The following is a 16,147-nucleotide window of genomic DNA, read 5'->3' as shown; positions in this document are numbered from 1 at the left end:
TTGATGGCGCGACTGGGACTTCTGCTGTTGTTTGCCCTGGTGGGCTTGGCGGGCTGTTCATCGACGGGTGGTGGCGGTGGTAGTGATAACCCCAACGCCGGCCGTTACTCCATGACGCATGATCGTTACCCCGATGCGCCAGCGGATGTCTCAAACGTGCCGGACGCCGTTCCCCGGATCGAGCCGCAAAGTCGGGGCGGCAACAAGAGCCCCTACGAGGTGCTGGGCAAGAAGTATCACATCATGCCGTCTGCCGCGGGGTACAGCCGGCAGGGCACGGCTTCCTGGTATGGTGAAAAATTCCACGGCCACCTGACCTCCAACGGTGAGGTGTATGACATGTACAAAATGTCGGCCGCGCATAAATCCCTGCCGCTGCCCAGTTATGTGCGTGTAACCAACCTTTCCAACCGGCGCCAGGTGATTGTACGTGTCAACGACCGTGGGCCGTTCCACGATAACCGGCTGATCGACCTGTCCTATGCGGCGGCGGCCAAGCTGGGGATGCTCAACCACGGTACTGCACGTGTTGAGGTGGAAGCGATAGATCCCGTGGCCTGGAACAGTAAAAACATTCTGCCCGAGAGCGAGAATATGACCGCTAAGCCGGCAGGTGCGCAGCTGGCTGCGACAAAAGCTGCAACCGAAAAAGTCGCAACACAGAAAACCGCAGCGCTTCCCACGCCTGTCTCGGCGGAGGGGCGTTACCTGCAGGTGGGCGCGTTTTCCACCGATGCCGCAGCGCGCAAAGTGCAGGACAAACTGGTGGCTGCCGCCGCAGGCAGCCAGGTGCAGGTGCGCAGCGTCGAGCGTGACGGACGTTCGCTCTACAGGGTGTTGATTGGGCCGCTATCTTCGGATGTGATCCCCGGTGATTTAATATCCAGGGTACAGGCGGCAGGTCATTCGTCACCGATCTTGGTAGACTATCCCTGAGCACCATCCTTGATTCGCCGACCGGGGAACGAATCGTCGTTCCATCGGTCCATCTGTCGTTGATTTCAAACTACCCGATGAAGAAAACCATGTTGCAGAGACTCTTTCGATCCCCCCTTGCACTGTTATCGGCCTTCCTGTTCACCCTGGTTACGCTGAATGTGCAGGCGGCCAGCACCATGGTGCCGGCGCCGCCGCAGATTGCAGGTACCGCTTACCTGGTGATGGATGGCGACACCGGCGAAGTGCTGCTGTCTCAGAACGCCGACCAGCGTTTTGCACCGGCAAGCCTGACCAAGATGATGACCAGTTACATCGTCGAATACGAAATGTCGCAAGGGAATATCTCTGAAGATGACCTGGTGCCGATCAGTGAAAAAGCCTGGCGTACCGAAGGTTCGCGCATGTTTGTGCGTGAAGGAACCCAGGTGCGTCTCGGTGATCTGCTCAAGGGCGTGGTGATCCAGTCTGGTAACGATGCCTCCGTGGCGCTGGCCGAATATATCGCCGGCAGCGAGAGCGCTTTCGCCGATCTGATGAACCAGCACGCCGAAATGCTGGGCCTGAAAAACACCCATTTCATGAACGCCACCGGCCTGCCGCACGAGGATCACTACTCCTCTCCGCACGATTTGGCGCTGATCGGCCGGGCGCTGATCAACCGCTTCCCGGAGCATTACGAGATCTACTCCGAGAAGTACTTCACCTACAACAAGATCCGCCAGCCCAACCGCAACCGTCTGCTCTGGCGTGACGACAGCGTTGATGGCATCAAGACTGGCCACACCGACGAGGCGGGTTACTGCCTGGTGGCATCGGCCAAGCGCGATGGTATGCGTCTGATCACCGTGGTGCTGGGCACCAACAGCGATGAAGCGCGCGCCCAGGAATCGCAGAAACTGCTCTCCTATGCGTTCCGCTTCTACCGTACCCGTCAGCTGTATGAAGCCAACCAGGTACTGAATCAGGCGCGGGTCTGGGGCGGTGCGAGTGACCAGGTACGTCTGGGTCTGAGCGAAGATCTGGCGGTCACCATTCCGCGTGGCCAGGATGATCAGCTGGAAGCCAGCCTGGATATGAACAGCGTCATCAAGGCACCGATCGAAGCGGGCCAGACTCTGGGGCAGGTGGTTGTCACCCTGGGTGGCGAAACCGTGAAGTCGGTACCGCTGGTGGCGCTTGAAGCAGTACCCGAAGGTGGCTTCTTCAAGAAGATCTGGGACGAGATCGTGCTGTTCTTCACCAACCTGTTCAAGTAGGCAGCAGCGCGGCCAGGCTTTACAATATGGGCTGACGGTCGCAACGGAGACTCTCGATGAGTTCCGATATTGTCTATCTCGACGGCGCCTTCATAGCGGCGCAGGATGCGAAAGTCTCGGTCTTTGACCGGGGCTTTCTCTTTGGTGACAGTGTCTACGAGGTGATCCCCTTTTACCGGGGTGTCGCCTTCGGACTTGAGCCTCACCTGAAACGCCTGGAGCACAGCCTGGCGGCGTTACGAATTCCACTGTCGACCGATTTGCCGGTGGTGCTCAATGAGCTGGTGGCGCGTAATGGTGGAGGTAACCTGTCGGTCTATCTACAGGTGACTCGCGGCGACGCGGGCCGGCGTACACCGGTCTACGACGCCAGTATGCAGCCCACGGTGTTTGCCTGCTGTAACCCTATTCGCGATATCTACGCCGACGGACCCGATGGGGTGAGCGGCATCGCGGTGATAGTGACGGCGGATCTGCGCTGGCATCGTTGCGATATCAAGGCCAACGGCCTGCTGCCCAACATCCTGGTGCTGCAGCAGGCGCGGGAAGCAGGCGCTGCCGAAGCCCTGATGATCAGGGACGGCGTCATGACGGAGGGTGGCTCCTCCAACCTGTTTATTGTCAAAAGCGGGGTGCTTTATACCCCGAAACTCGGATCGGAAATCCTTGGCGGCACCACCCGTGGGCTGGTTCTTGAACTGGCGCGTGAAGCGGGTATTCCCTATCAGGAAACCGATCTGAGCTATGAAAATCTGCTCGAGGCGGACGAGGTGTGGATCTCCAGTTCGACCCGAGCCGTAGTCCCGGTGCTGAGTGTGGATGGAAAGACGGTCGGAGATGGCGAAAAAGGCCCGCTCTGGCGCAGGATGTTTGAGCTTTTCAGCCAGTTTCACCACCGGTTGATGACCGGAGAAGAGTAATGAGTGATACACCCGAAGCCCCCAAGATTGAGTTTCCCTGCGAGGATTACCCGATCAAGGTCGTGGGCCATAATGAAAACGACTTTCGCGGTTTCGTTATCGAGACTGTGCAGATTCACGCGCCCGACCTGGATATCAGCCAGGTGACCCTGGCGGAAAGCCGCACCGGTAAATACCTCTCCGTGCGCCTTAGCATCACCGCTACCGGCGAAGACCAGCTCAAACGTCTGCACGAGGATCTGATGGCATCCGGCCGTGTGCAGACCGTTCTCTGATGGCGGCTTCCGATAAGCTGATCGTCCGTGAGCTCGGGCTGCAGCCCTACGAGCCGACCTGGCACCGGATGCAGGCGTTCACCGACCAGCGCGATGCCGAGACCGTCGATGAGATCTGGCTGCTGGAACACGAGCCTGTATTTACCCAGGGGCAGGCCGGCAAGGCTGAGCACCTGCTCAACCCCGGTGATATCCCGGTGGTGCAGGTGGATCGCGGCGGCCAGGTAACCTACCACGGCCCCGGGCAGTTGATCGCCTACCTGATGATCGACCTTCGTCGGCGCAGCATCGGCGTGCGCGATACCGTCAGCCTGATGGAGAATGCGGTGGTCAGCGTGCTCGCCGACTTCGGTATCGATGCTTATCCCAAGCCCGATGCACCGGGCGTGTACGTCGACGGCGCCAAGATCAGCTCCCTCGGGCTGCGTGTGCGCCGTGGTGCTACCTTCCATGGCCTGGCGCTAAACCTGAACATGGAGCTAGAACCCTTCCTGCGTATCAACCCCTGCGGTTACGCCGGTCTGGCGATGACACAGCTGAGTCAGCTGGCGCCGGAAGCGGATCTTGCCTCGGTACCTGAGCGCCTGCTCAATTACTTGATAGAAAAGATCGGGTATACTTCTGTTACTCGAACAACCAGTTGGGACCAATAGTTTTATGTCAGACTCCCAGGAAAAAACCACCCACCGCGTAGAGCGCGGGGTGAAGCTGCGTGGCGCTGATAAGGTGTCACGTATCCCGGTCAAGGTGATCCCGACCGAAAAGGACGCTATGCCGCGTAAGCCCGAATGGCTGCGTGTGCGCATGGGCTCCAATACGGAAGTCAAACGCATCAAGGCGAAACTGCGCGAGCACAAGCTGGCTTCGGTCTGCGAAGAAGCAAGCTGCCCCAACCTGGGTGAGTGTTTCAGCCACGGTACCGCCACCTTCATGATCATGGGTGATATCTGCACCCGTCGCTGCCCGTTCTGCGACGTGGCCCACGGCCGTCCGAACGCGCTGGCCGAAGACGAGCCGCGCGAGCTGGCCGAAGCGATCACCGATATGGGGCTGAAGTACGTGGTTATCACCTCGGTAGACCGCGATGACCTGCGTGACGGTGGTGCCCAGCACTTTGCCAACTGTATCCGCGAAACCCGTGAGCGCAGTGCCTCGATCCAGATCGAAACCCTGGTGCCGGACTTCCGTGGCCGCATGGATATCGCGCTGGAGATCCTCAGCCAGACCCCGCCGGACGTGTTCAACCACAACCTGGAAACCGTGCCGCGCCTGTATCGCCAGGTTCGTCCGGGTGCCGATTACGCCTGGTCGCTGGAACTGCTCAAGGGCTTCAAGGCGCTGCGTCCCGAGATCCGCACCAAGTCCGGTCTGATGGTCGGCGTTGGCGAGACCAACGAAGAGATCGTTGAAGTGCTCAAGGATCTGCGTGCTCACAACGTGGATATGGTGACCATCGGCCAGTACCTGCAGCCGAGCCGCGATCACCTGCCGGTGGATCGTTTCGTCACTCCGGACGAGTTCGCAGAATTCGAACGTGTCGCGCGTGAGCTGGGCTTCTCCCACGTGGCCAGCGGCCCGCTGGTGCGCTCCTCATACCACGCCGATCTGCAGGCCAAGGGCGAGAAGGTAGGTTGATCCAGCCACCTCTTTAGCCAATCTGAAACGCGCCCAACGGCGCGTTTTTTATTGGTTTTGTGTAGAAGTGACGTGCCGTCGCGATCAACCGCCGATGTTTAAAATAGCCGCTGTGCAGGATTGAATCGGCACGAGGGCGTGCCTCCTACCTGGTAAAAATTGCAGCTACCCAGCCGATACCGCCCTGGATCAATATTCGGGTCTTTTGCCCGGTTATTGCCGTGAATCTTCCATGAACATCGTTGTGGATGCTGCGCTTGCACTATATATTAGTTACGCCTAATTAAAAGGAGTGCAGGTCATGGCCATCAAAAGGATCTCCATCAATGCCGAGATGGGCAGCGACTATGCTGTTCACGCCCAGATCCGCGGGCACAACCTAGTTATCGATCAACCCAAGCCCGGTGGTACTGATCTTGGACCGACTCCGCTGGAGCTGTTTCTGTTCTCCCTGGCGGGCTGCGTGGCTTCCATCGCGCGCATTGCCGCAGGCCAGCAGAAGATCGATCTGCGCGGCATGCAGGTGGTCGTAGAGGGTGATCTGAACTCCGCGGGGCTGCTGGGTAAGCCCACCGATGACCGCGTCGGCTTCCAGTCTATCCAGATCGCCGCCGAGATTGACGCCGACCTCAGTGACGAGGCCAAGCAGGCGTTTCTGGATGAGGTCTGTGCCCGCTGTCCGCTGCACGACAATATTCATTACACCACGGTGGTGGTGCATGAGCTGAGCGCCGCCGGCTGTATCGCCTGATCCGCCGAACTGTCATTTTTTCTCTTTAAACTGGCTGCACTGTGGTGCGGCCGGTTCGCCTGTGCGTAACTTTTTCTAGTCATTCAGATCAGTTTATGCTGCACTGCAATAAAATGTTGTAGCCATTTTGATCAACTCAACTGGATGCAGAGGAGACTGCGCATGAGCCTGAGTCTGGAAGGAAAACGTGGACTGATCCTGGGAATAGCCAACCGTCACAGTATCGCGTATGGATGTGCCAAGGTGCTCTCTGCCCTGGGGGCCGAGCTCTGTATTACCTATCTGAATGAAAAGGCCAGGCCCTACGTGCAGCCGCTGGCGGATGAGCTGGGCGCGAAGATGCTGCTGCCCTGTGATGTATCCGTAGAAGGGGAGCTTGAATCGGTATTCCACGAGATGGAAAAGCACTGGGGCAATATCGATTTTGCCGTGCACTCCATCGCCTGGTCGCCGCTGGATGAGCTGCATGGACGCCTGGTGGACAGCAGTGGCGACGGCTTCTGCAAGGCGATGGATATCTCCTGCCACTCCTTTGTACGCATGGCGAACCAGTCGCAGCGACTGATGCCGGAAGGCGGTACGTTGCTGACCATGAGCTACGAAGGTGCTGAAAAAGTGGTGGATCACTACAACCTGATGGGGCCGATCAAGGCGGCGCTGGACAGCTGCGCGCGCTATCTGGCGTCGGAGCTGGGAGAGCAGCAGATCCGCGTACACTCCATCTCGCCGGGTCCCATGCCGACCCGTGCGGCCAGCGGAATCGATCACTTCGATGAGCTGATGGATGACGCCACCAGCAAATCGCCGCTGAAACGCCTGGGTACCCCCGATGAGGTGGGCTCACTGGCGGCGTTTCTGATCAGCGATCTGGCGAAAACCCAGACCGGTAACCGGATCTTTGTCGATGCCGGCCGTCATCTGATCGGATAAACGGCTATCGCCGCAGGCGTGTGCTCCGGTATAAACCAAACAAACAGTATTTACACACTTAGCAAAAGAGAAGCTGACAGGATTTTTGTCGGCTTCTCTTTTGTCTCTCCCTTGCCCCGCTATCGACCCCTGTTGCAGACTTGATCCTTTCTGCCCCGCGACCCGAGATTAACTATGTCCGAGCTGTCTACCGGTCTGGCGATCATCCACGCTAACCGCCTCGAGACCCTGCGTGACCTGCTGGTGCGCTGGATGCGCGACAACCCCCTGCCACCCCTGGTGGACGAACAGATCCTGGTGCAGAGCAACGGTATCGCCCAGTGGCTGCGCCTGGCGCTGGCGGCGCCGGTCAGCGAGGGCGGTTGCGGCATCGCTGCCGGGCTTCAGGTGGAACTGCCCTCGGCTTTTCTCTGGCGCGCCTACCGTGCGGTGCTTGGCAAAGAGGCGGTGCCGCCCCAATCCCCTTATGACAAACCCCAGCTGCGCTGGCGCCTGCTGAGGCTGCTGCCCGATCTGCTGAAAACGCCCGAGTTTGCCTCGCTCGCGCAGTACCTGGAGTCGGACCCCGGCGAACGCAAGGCTTACCAGCTGGCGGAGCATCTGGCGGATCTGTTCGACCAGTACCAGGTTTACCGTGCCGACTGGCTGGCGGACTGGGCCGAAGGGCTGGACCAGCTGCGCATGCCGGATGGCGGCGAGCCTCGCCTGCTGGATGAGGATCAGCGCTGGCAGCCCAGGCTCTGGCGTGCGATCCGTGCCGACCTGCAGGCCGAAGTGGATAGCTCCCGCGCCGACCTGCATCAGCGCTTTCTTGAGGCTTGCAAGCAGTTGCAGTCTCGTCCCCGGTCGCTGCCGCCGCGGTTGATGGTGTTTGGTATCTCGGCGCTGCCGCAGCAGATGATCGAGGCGCTGGCCGCGCTATCGGGGCAGATCCAGGTGATGGTGGCGGTGCTTAACCCCTGCCGTTTCTACTGGGCCGATATCATCGAAGGCAAGGAGCTGCTACGTGCCGAACATAAACGTCAGCAGCGCCGTGAGGGGGTGCCTGCGGAGCTCTCCAGCGAGCAGATGCACCTGCATGCGCCGCCGCTGTTGGCGGCCTGGGGTAAACAGGGACGCGACTATATTCGCCTGCTGGATGAGTTCGATCAGAGCGAGCGTTACCGCCACTGGTTTAACGACAGCCGTATCGACCTGTTTGATGAACCGGACCCTGATATCGCCTCACTGCCGCTGTTGCAGCAGCTGCAGCAGGATATTCTCGAACTCAATCCGGTAGAAAAGGCGCCGCGCGAATGGTTCGCCGGTGACGATTCGCTGGTGTTTCATCTGGCGCACAGTGCTCAGCGTGAGGTGGAGGTACTGCAGGATCAGATCCTGAAACGCCTCGATGAAGATCCGACCCTGAAACCCCGGGATATGATCGTTATGGTGCCGGATATCGGTATCTATCAGCCCCATATCGAGGCGGTGTTTGGCCGCCTGCCCAAGGATGATCCTCGCTTTATTCCCTACAGCCTGGCGGACCAGTCCAGTCGTGGCCAGGTGCCGTTGCTGGTGGCGCTGGAGCAGCTGCTGCGCCTGCCGGAGCTGCGCCTTGGCGCCAGTGAACTGCTGGATCTGCTGGAGGTGCCGGCGCTGCAGCAGCGCTACGGCCTGACGCCGGCGGATATTCCCACGCTGCAGCGCTGGATCGACGGCGCCGGTATCCGCTGGGGGCTGGATGCGGATCACCGCGCCGGCCTGGAACTGCCCCAGGGGCTGGAGCAGAACGCCTGGCTGTTCGGCATGCGCCGCATGCTGCTTGGTTACGCCATCGGCGATGGCGAAGCCTTTGCCGATATCGAACCCTATGACGAGGTGGCGGGCCTGGAAGCGGCTCTGGCCGGATCGCTTGCGCTGCTGCTGGATGATCTGCGCGAGCTGCTGCATCGACTCACCGCGCCCCAGGATGCACTGGGCTGGCGAGAGCAGCTGAACTGGCTGCTGGATCGCTTCTTTGCACCGCAGGATGATGCTGATCTGCTGCTGAATGAGCGGCTGGTCAGCGAGCTGCAGAGCTGGACTCAGGGCTGTATCGATGCCGAGCTGACGGCGGCCCTGCCGCTGACGCTGGCGCGGGAGGCCTGGCTGGGCGGCATCGACCAGGGCAGCCTGTCGGCGCGCTTTATGGCCGGTCGACTGACCTTCTCCACGCTGATGCCGATGCGTGCCATTCCGTTCCGCCAGGTGTTTCTGCTCGGCATGAACGATGGCGATTACCCGCGTATCAAGCCGCCCCAGGATTTCGACCTGATGGCGGGCCAGTACCGCCCCGGCGACCGTTCCCGCCGCGAAGACGACCGCTACCTGTTCCTCGAGGCGATGCTCTCCGCCCGCGAGCAGCTCTATATCAGCTGGGTCGGTCGCAGTATCCGCGATAACCAGCCACAGCCGCCATCGGTGCTGGTGGCGCAGCTGCGCGACCATCTGAATCAGGGCTGGAAGGATATTGAAAGCGAAGAGGATGTGGCGCAGCAACTGACGCTGGAGCATCCGCTGCAGCCGTTCAGTACCCGCTATTTCGATGGCTCCGGCCAGGCCGAACCGCGCCTGTTTACCTATGCCCAGGAGTGGCGCGAGATCCACGACAGCGTCGGTGGTGATAGCGAGCAGGATCTGCCCGCCGGATTGCCGGAGGGCGCGCTGACCCTGCAGCGGCTGGGGCGTTTCCTGCGTTACCCGGTGCGGGCTTTCTTTAACGAGCGCCTGAACGTCTATTTCCAGCAGCCGGCGGTACAGCAGGCGGAGCATGAACCCTTTGCCTTTGACAACCTGGAGCAGTTCCAGCTGGGTCAGGAGCTGATCGATCTGGCCCATGGATCTGCTGAGCCCTCGCGGATAGTGGAAGAGGAGCTGGAGCGCTGGCGCCGCGCCGGGCGTCTGCCGTTGGGTGAATATGGCCCGCTGGCGCTGCAGCCGATCCTAAGCCCGGTGCGTTCAACCCTGCGCCACCTGGAGCCGCTAGCCGAATGGCAGCCGCTGGAGGGAGCGCTGGAGATCGATTTGAAAATGCAGCTCAACGGCAGTGAAATCCCTATAGAAGACTGGCTCAGTGGTGTCTCCGTGCGTGACGGCGCTTATGCGCTGATCCGTACCTCGCCCCAGGCGGTGGCTAGCAAAAACGGTCCGCGCTGGCACCGCCTGCTGCGGCTCTGGGTAGAGCATCTGTGCGGCTGTGCCCAGGGCTATGACCTGCGCAGCTGGCTGGTGGGCCCGGATACCAGTGTATTGATCGAGCCGCTGGCACCGAAAAGTGCACAAGAGATTCTGGAACAGATGGTGAGCTGCTGGGCCCAGGCGATGCAGGCGCCGCCGCCGCTGGCGTGTAAAACGGGGCTGGCGCTGCTCACCGAACCACCGGAGAAGGCTATTGGAGCGGCGGCTCGCGCCTATCTCGGCACAGGTCAGTTCGCCGGTGAGGTGCAGCAGGATCCGGCCCTGGCCCGCGCTTGGCCCGAGTTTGAACAGCTTGCTGACCCGGGGTTGGAAGAGGGACTGGAAGCCTGGGCCAAAGCGCTGTACGCGCCGCTGCTGCAGCATGCCCAGGCCCGAGGGACAGGAGAGAGTGAATGAGCGATATGATTCAACTGGATCCGCTGGCGTTTCCGCTGCATGGGCGTCGTCTGATCGAGGCCAGCGCCGGTACCGGCAAAACCTACACCATCGCCGCGCTTTACCTGCGTCTCGTTCTTGGGCACGGAAAGGATTCGGCTCACCCGCGAGCATTGCTGCCGCCGGAAATCCTGGTGGTGACCTTCACCAACGCTGCCACCCGTGAGCTGCGTGAGCGTATCCGTGATCGGCTTTCGGAGGGCGCACGGGTTTTCCGCGCACAACAGGAGCCGCGCGATCCCTTTCTGACCTCACTGCTAAACGATCCCGCTTATGCCGATGACGCGGCCAGAGCGGCCGCGGCACATCAGCTGGACCAGGCGGCGCAGTGGATGGATGAGGCGGCGATCTACACCATTCACGGCTGGAGCCAGCGCATGCTGACCCAGCACGCCTTCGATAGCGGCAGCCTGTTCGATCAGGAGCTGGAAGGGGATGACAGCGAGATCGTTGCCGAGGCGGTGCGCGACTACTGGCGAACCTATTTTTATCCACTGCCGGAGGCGGCAGCCCGGTCATTGAAGAGGTTGGCGGATCAGCCCGACAAATTGGCTGAGACGATCCGTCCGCTGCTAAAAAACAGCGACGCCACCCTCTACCAGGCGGGCGAACCGCTGCCGGCGCCGGTATCCCCCACGGATTTCGCCAGCGTGCTGGTGGGCTGGGAGGAGCGGCGCGAAAGCCTGCAGGCCTTTGCCCGTAACCTCTGGTGCCGTGATTGCGAAACGGTAGAAGGCCTGATATTCGCGGCTGTGGAAAAGGGCGCGCTGAGCAAACAGGTCTATAAGGCGGAGAAACTGCCGGAGCAGTTCCAGAGCATGCTGGAGTGGAGCCAGGGCGATGAGGGCGACGCCAAGCTGCTGGCGAACTTTGGCAGTGAAAAGCTGCGCAGCAAGACCAACAAGAAATTCCAGCCCGATGGCACGCCGCAGCATGAGGTGTTCGATGCGCTGCAGCAGCTGGCGGATCATCTGGAAACCAGCCCGGACCTCAACCCGGTACGTGTTCATGCGGCACGTTGGGTCGCTGCTCGGGTAGAGCAGAACAAGCGCCGCGTAGCGACCCTGGGCTTTGATGATCTGCTGACTCGCTTGGCTGGCGCCCTGGCGGACGAGGATGCAGGCCCGCGCCTCGCGCGGCAGATCGTACAGCAGTACCCGGTGGCGCTGATCGACGAGTTTCAGGATACGGACCCGACGCAGTACCAGAGCTTCCGCCGGATCTATGCTGACGCCGATCCCGAGCGCAGTGCGCTGCTGATGATCGGCGATCCCAAGCAGGCGATCTACGCCTTCCGCGGCGCCGATATCCACACCTATCTCAAGGCGCGCCGCGATTGTGCCGGCGCGCTCTATACGCTGGGCACCAACTTCCGCTCCTCCGAGTCGATGGTGGCGGCGGTGAATACCCTGTTTGAAGAAGCGGAAGACAGCCAGTCCGCCGGGGCCTTCCAGTTCGGCAGCGGCGAGGACAACCCGCTGCCGTTTATGCCGGTAGAGGCGAACGGCCGCAAGGAGCGATTGGAGCTGGAAGGTGAACCTGTATCGGCGTTAACCGCCTGGCACCTGGGGGCTGACGAGGCCGCTACTAAGCCGGAGTTTCGCGCGGCTATGGCCAATACCACCGCCAGCCAGATCTGCCGTTTGCTGAATCTGTCCCAGCAGGGGCAAGCCGGTTTCAGGCTGCCTGATGCAACGCTGAAGCCGCTGCGGCCCGGCGATATCGCGATCCTGGTGCGCACCGGCAGCGAGGCGCAGTTGATCCGCCAGGCGTTGGAAAAACGCGATGTGCGCAGCGTTTACCTGTCGGACCGGGAATCGGTGTTCGATAGCCAGGAATCCCAAGATCTCTGGCGCTGGCTCAAGGCCTGCGCGGAACCGGAACAGCCGGGGCTGATCCATGAGGCGCTGGCGAGTCAGACCCTGGGGCTGGCGCTGGTGGAACTGGAGCGACTCAACCGCGACGAGCTGCTTTGGGAGCAGCGGGTCGAGCTGTTCCGCAGCCTGCGCGATCACTGGCGCCGTCATGGCGTGCTGGCGCTGATCCGCCGCTGGCTGGATGCTTTCGAACTGCCGGCGCGGCTGCTGCAAAGCACCGAGGGTGAGCGGGTACTGACTAACCTGCTGCACCTGGGCGAGATTCTGCAGCAGGCTAGCCAGCAGCTTGATGGTGAGCTGGCGCTGGTGCGCTGGCTGGCGGAGCAGCTGGTAGAGCGTCAGGGCGATGCCGAAGAGCGGGTGCTGCGCCTGGAAAGCGATGCGGACCGGGTGCAGGTGATCACCATCCACAAATCCAAGGGGCTGGAGTATCCGCTGGTGTTCCTGCCCTTTATCAGCGATTGCCGTCCTGTCAGTGCGCGTAACGGCAGCTATCTCTACCACGATGAAGCCGGCGGTACCGCCATCGAACTGGATAAGGATGACAAGGACGCGCAGAAAAGGGCAGACCAGGAGCGTCTGCAGGAGGATCTGCGATTGCTCTACGTGGCGCTGACCCGTCCGGTACACGCCTGCTGGATCGGCCTGGCAGAGCTGAAGGATGTGGGCAAAAGCGCCCTGGGACAGCTGCTTTCAGGTAGTGAGGCAAGCATCGAAACCGCCTTTACCGCGCTTTGCACTGCAGAAGTACTGGCGCTGGAACCGCTGCCGGCCGCAGAGGATGCACGTCTGCCGGTGGCTGCCGAGCGCAATGAGCTCAGACCCGCCGAGCGGGTGAGTCGCGAACCGGACACCGAACGCTGGTGGATCGCCAGTTATTCCGCCATCGCCCGTCTCAAGGGGCAACTGGAGTCGGATCAGCCGGCTACCAATGAGGCCGCGGAGACGGCGGATGACGACAACGTGCTGGAAACCCGGGATGAAACGCCGGGCCTGCCGCTGATCGAGGGCAATCCCGATATCCACCGCTTCTGGAAAGGTCCGGCGGCGGGTACCTTTTTGCACGGCATGCTGGAGTGGGCCGCCGATGAGGGTTTTGACCGGGTGGTGGTGGACGAACCACTGCGGGCCGGCTTCCTGGAACCGCGCTGTCAGCGACGCGACTGGGAGGGCTGGCGCGAGCTGCTCGATGACTGGCTGGTGCGTCTGCTGGATACGCCGCTGCCACTGGGTGATGGCGAGAGCGTAAGACTGGCCGGGCTGGAAACCGCCAAGGCGGAGATGGAGTTCTGGTTCTCCAGCGCCGCGCTGGACGTGAGTGAGCTGGATCGGCGGGTGCGCAAATGGGTGCTGCCCGGCGAGCCGCGACCGGAACTGGAGTGGGGCCAGCTCAACGGCATGCTCAAGGGCTTTATCGACCTGCTGTTTGAGCACGAAGGACGTTATTGGGTGGCGGACTACAAATCCAACTGGCTCGGCACCGATAGCAGTGCCTACACCGAAAGCGCCATGCGCGAGGCGATACTGCACAAGCGTTACGATCTGCAGTACGTGCTCTATACCCTGGCGCTGCACCGGCTGTTGAAGTCCCGCCTGCCCGATTATGCGGCGGACCCGGCAGCGGGCTATCAGCAGTATGTGGGCGGCTCGCTCTACCTGTTCCTGCGTGGAATTGAGGAACCCACGCACCACGGTGCCTTTGTGGATCGCCCGCCGGTGGAGCTGATCCTGGAGCTGGATGATCTCTTTGCCGGAAAAACGCCCATTAACAGCGAATCTGAGGAGCAGGCCTGTGGATAAGATTGAAGGGCTGCAGGATGATCTGTTTACGGTAGAGGCGGATCTTAGCGGCGCACGCCTCTGGGAGGTGCTGGAGCGCTGGCACAGCCAGGGCTGGATTCGTGGCCTGGACCTGGCGCTGGCGCGGATGCTGGCTGAATTGGATAAAGCCGCTCCGGCGGAGCTGATTCTGGCGGCGGTGTTCTGTAGTCATCAGCTCGGTCGTGGCCATATCTGCCTGGATCTGGATGCCACGCTGAGCGACCCCGATGCGGCGCTGTCGCTGCCGCCGGAAGGTGCCTATGGCGAACAGTTGCCGGACCGGCCCAGTGAGTTGCTTGGCGGACTGACGTTAAACGCCTGGCTCGAGAGCTTGAGTGGTTCGGCGCTGGTGCAGCAGGGGGCCGGTAACTCACCCTTGGTGCTGCATCAGGGCAGGCCTTCAAGACTCTACCTGCGGCGGCAGTGGCACTACGAGATCGCCGTGGCTGATTTTATCCGCCAGCGGCTGCTGCTCACAGGAGAGACTGCACCTTCCGGGCTGGCGGAAAAGCTCGATCTGCTGTTCCCGGGCAGCGATCCCGAAACGATGGACTGGCAGCGTCTGGCCTGCGCCCTCGGCGCCCGAGGCCGTTTCGGCATCATCACCGGCGGCCCCGGCACCGGTAAAACCACCACTGTCGTGCGATTGCTGGCGCTGCTGCAAACCCAGGCGCGTGATGAGGGGAGAACCCTGCGAATCCGCCTGGCGGCACCCACCGGCAAGGCTGCGGCGCGACTGACCGAGTCGATCAGCCGTGCGGTTAACTCCCTGACGGATGGCATGGGCGAGGACGTGCCCACCGAGGTGAGTACCCTGCATCGTCTGCTGGGCTCAAGGCCCGACAGCCGCCGGTTCCGTCACCATGCCGGTAATCCGCTGCACGCCGATCTTGTGGTCGTCGATGAAGCCTCGATGATCGACCTGGAAATGATGCACTCGCTGCTGCAGGCACTGCCAGCACAGGCGCGGCTGATATTGCTGGGTGACAAGGATCAGCTGGCGTCGGTGGAAGCCGGCGCCGTGCTGGGGGATCTCTGCCAGCAGGCGCAGCAGGGCGGTTACAGCAAAGGCACGCTGGAATGGGCGGTTGCCGCAGGATGCCCTGGCCTTGGCCAGTGGCAGCAAAGCGAAGGGGAAGCTGGAGAGCAGCCGCTGGCGCAGCAGATCGTGATGCTCAGGCACAGCCACCGGTTTGGCGCTGACAGCGGTATAGGACGGCTGGCGCGGGCGGTCAACGAGGGCGACTCGACAGCGGTGGAGTCAATTCTGCTGGGCGGCTCGGCAGAGCTTGCGCTGCTGGAGCCGGGCGGCGATCAGCAGCGCCTGCTTAAACCGCTGTTGCTGGATGGCGGCGTGCTGGGCCGCAGGCGCGGTGCGCCCGGGTATCGTGCTTATCTTGAGCAGCTGCACGCCAGCAAACCGAACGCCGGAGAACTGACCGATCCTGCCTGGGAGCGTTGGGGCAAAGAGGTGCTGGAGGCGTTCAGCCAGTTCCGCATCCTCTGCGCCCTGCGCAAGGGCCCCTGGGGTGTTGAAGGTCAGAACGAGTCCATCGAACAGGCCCTGGCTGGTGCCGGGCTGATTGTGCCTGATACCCTCTGGTATGAGGGACGACCGGTGATTCTGACCCGCAACGACTATTCGCTGGGGCTGATGAACGGTGATATCGGTATCTGTCTGGCGGTGCCCGATGGTGAGGGCGGGAAGGTGCTGAGAGTGGTATTCCCGCTGCCCGATGGCGGCCTTAAATGGGTGCTGCCGAGCCGGCTGCAGAATGTGGAAACGGTGTTCGCGATGACGGTGCATAAATCCCAGGGATCGGAGTTTGCCCACACCGCCATGGTGCTGCCGCCGGGACCGAACCCGGTGCTGACCCGGGAGCTGATCTACACAGGGATTACCCGCGCCAGTGACTGCTTTACGCTGGTACTGCCCTCGCGCGCGCGCCTCTACGAAGCGGTTGCTACGCGGGTGCATAGAGCCAGCGCGCTACGGGAGCGGATACTCGAGCATTGAGTCGGTTGAGAGAGTCGATTGAATAATCAGGATGAAAAGCAGCAGGGATCAGCGACCGATCTGTGCGGATAA

General features: G+C 61.6%; 11 protein-coding genes. All 11 read left to right on the top strand.

The window, feature by feature from the left end:
- Positions 1 to 3 precede the first annotated feature (3 nt).
- A complete protein-coding gene (locus C4S72_RS17910; RefSeq protein ID WP_104004554.1) occupies positions 4 to 936 on the top strand; it encodes a septal ring lytic transglycosylase RlpA family protein in 933 nt (310 codons plus the stop codon).
- Positions 937 to 1,025: 89 nt separating this feature from the next.
- Positions 1,026 to 2,195: a D-alanyl-D-alanine carboxypeptidase family protein gene (locus tag C4S72_RS17905; RefSeq protein WP_200826831.1), complete on the top strand. Its 1,170-nt coding sequence runs from the start codon at positions 1,026 to 1,028 to the stop codon at positions 2,193 to 2,195.
- A 56-nt stretch (positions 2,196 to 2,251) separates the two neighbouring features.
- A complete protein-coding gene (locus C4S72_RS17900; RefSeq protein ID WP_104004552.1) occupies positions 2,252 to 3,115 on the top strand; it encodes a D-amino acid aminotransferase in 864 nt (287 codons plus the stop codon).
- Positions 3,115 to 3,390 (top strand): YbeD family protein, encoded by a 276-nt coding sequence (locus C4S72_RS17895; protein WP_104004551.1) that lies wholly within the window; start codon positions 3,115 to 3,117, stop codon positions 3,388 to 3,390. Before C4S72_RS17900 ends, C4S72_RS17895 begins: the two co-directional genes overlap by 1 nt.
- Positions 3,390 to 4,043, top strand: coding sequence for a lipoyl(octanoyl) transferase LipB (gene lipB / locus C4S72_RS17890; protein ID WP_104004550.1), 654 nt, complete (start codon positions 3,390 to 3,392; stop codon positions 4,041 to 4,043). The genes C4S72_RS17895 and lipB overlap by 1 nt, the downstream gene beginning before the upstream one ends.
- Before the next feature lie 4 nt (positions 4,044 to 4,047).
- Positions 4,048 to 5,025 carry a lipoyl synthase gene (lipA, locus tag C4S72_RS17885; protein ID WP_104004549.1) on the top strand — a complete coding sequence of 326 codons (978 nt, stop codon included), beginning with the start codon at positions 4,048 to 4,050 and terminating at the stop codon, positions 5,023 to 5,025.
- A 301-nt stretch (positions 5,026 to 5,326) separates the two neighbouring features.
- Positions 5,327 to 5,776, top strand: coding sequence for an OsmC family protein (locus tag C4S72_RS17880; protein ID WP_104004548.1), 450 nt, complete (start codon positions 5,327 to 5,329; stop codon positions 5,774 to 5,776).
- Positions 5,777 to 5,938: 162 nt separating this feature from the next.
- Positions 5,939 to 6,706, top strand: coding sequence for an enoyl-ACP reductase FabI (gene fabI, locus C4S72_RS17875; protein WP_235009186.1), 768 nt, complete (start codon positions 5,939 to 5,941; stop codon positions 6,704 to 6,706).
- Between the two features lie 174 nt (positions 6,707 to 6,880).
- Complete coding sequence (gene recC, locus C4S72_RS17870; protein WP_104004546.1) at positions 6,881 to 10,321, top strand: exodeoxyribonuclease V subunit gamma; 3,441 nt, start codon at positions 6,881 to 6,883, stop codon at positions 10,319 to 10,321.
- Positions 10,318 to 14,037, top strand: a complete 3,720-nt coding sequence (gene recB / locus C4S72_RS17865) for an exodeoxyribonuclease V subunit beta (RefSeq protein ID WP_104004545.1) — start codon at positions 10,318 to 10,320, stop codon at positions 14,035 to 14,037. The genes recC and recB overlap by 4 nt, the downstream gene beginning before the upstream one ends.
- Entirely contained in the window at positions 14,030 to 16,075 is a 2,046-nt protein-coding gene (gene recD / locus C4S72_RS17860) for an exodeoxyribonuclease V subunit alpha (protein WP_235009185.1), read from the top strand. The genes recB and recD overlap by 8 nt, the downstream gene beginning before the upstream one ends.
- Positions 16,076 to 16,147 lie beyond the last annotated feature (72 nt).

The organism is Marinobacterium lutimaris (genome assembly GCF_900108065.1).
GTDB lineage: Bacteria > Pseudomonadota > Gammaproteobacteria > Pseudomonadales > Balneatricaceae > Marinobacterium_D > Marinobacterium_D lutimaris.
The sequence above is the reverse complement of the archived record's forward strand: the minus strand, read 5'-3'. Positions and strand labels throughout refer to the sequence as shown.

Excerpts from the sequence above, each read along its gene's own strand:
- C4S72_RS17910 (WP_104004554.1), top strand. The coding sequence starts at position 4 with ATGGCGCGACTGGGACTTCTGCTGTTGTTTGCCCTGGTGGGCTTGGCG.
- C4S72_RS17905 (WP_200826831.1), top strand. The coding sequence starts at position 1,026 with ATGTTGCAGAGACTCTTTCGATCCCCCCTTGCACTGTTATCGGCCTTC.
- C4S72_RS17900 (WP_104004552.1), top strand. The coding sequence starts at position 2,252 with ATGAGTTCCGATATTGTCTATCTCGACGGCGCCTTCATAGCGGCGCAG.
- C4S72_RS17895 (WP_104004551.1), top strand. The coding sequence starts at position 3,115 with ATGAGTGATACACCCGAAGCCCCCAAGATTGAGTTTCCCTGCGAGGAT.
- lipB (WP_104004550.1), top strand. The coding sequence starts at position 3,390 with ATGGCGGCTTCCGATAAGCTGATCGTCCGTGAGCTCGGGCTGCAGCCC.
- lipA (WP_104004549.1), top strand. The coding sequence starts at position 4,048 with ATGTCAGACTCCCAGGAAAAAACCACCCACCGCGTAGAGCGCGGGGTG.
- C4S72_RS17880 (WP_104004548.1), top strand. The coding sequence starts at position 5,327 with ATGGCCATCAAAAGGATCTCCATCAATGCCGAGATGGGCAGCGACTAT.
- fabI (WP_235009186.1), top strand. The coding sequence starts at position 5,939 with ATGAGCCTGAGTCTGGAAGGAAAACGTGGACTGATCCTGGGAATAGCC.
- recC (WP_104004546.1), top strand. The coding sequence starts at position 6,881 with ATGTCCGAGCTGTCTACCGGTCTGGCGATCATCCACGCTAACCGCCTC.
- recB (WP_104004545.1), top strand. The coding sequence starts at position 10,318 with ATGAGCGATATGATTCAACTGGATCCGCTGGCGTTTCCGCTGCATGGG.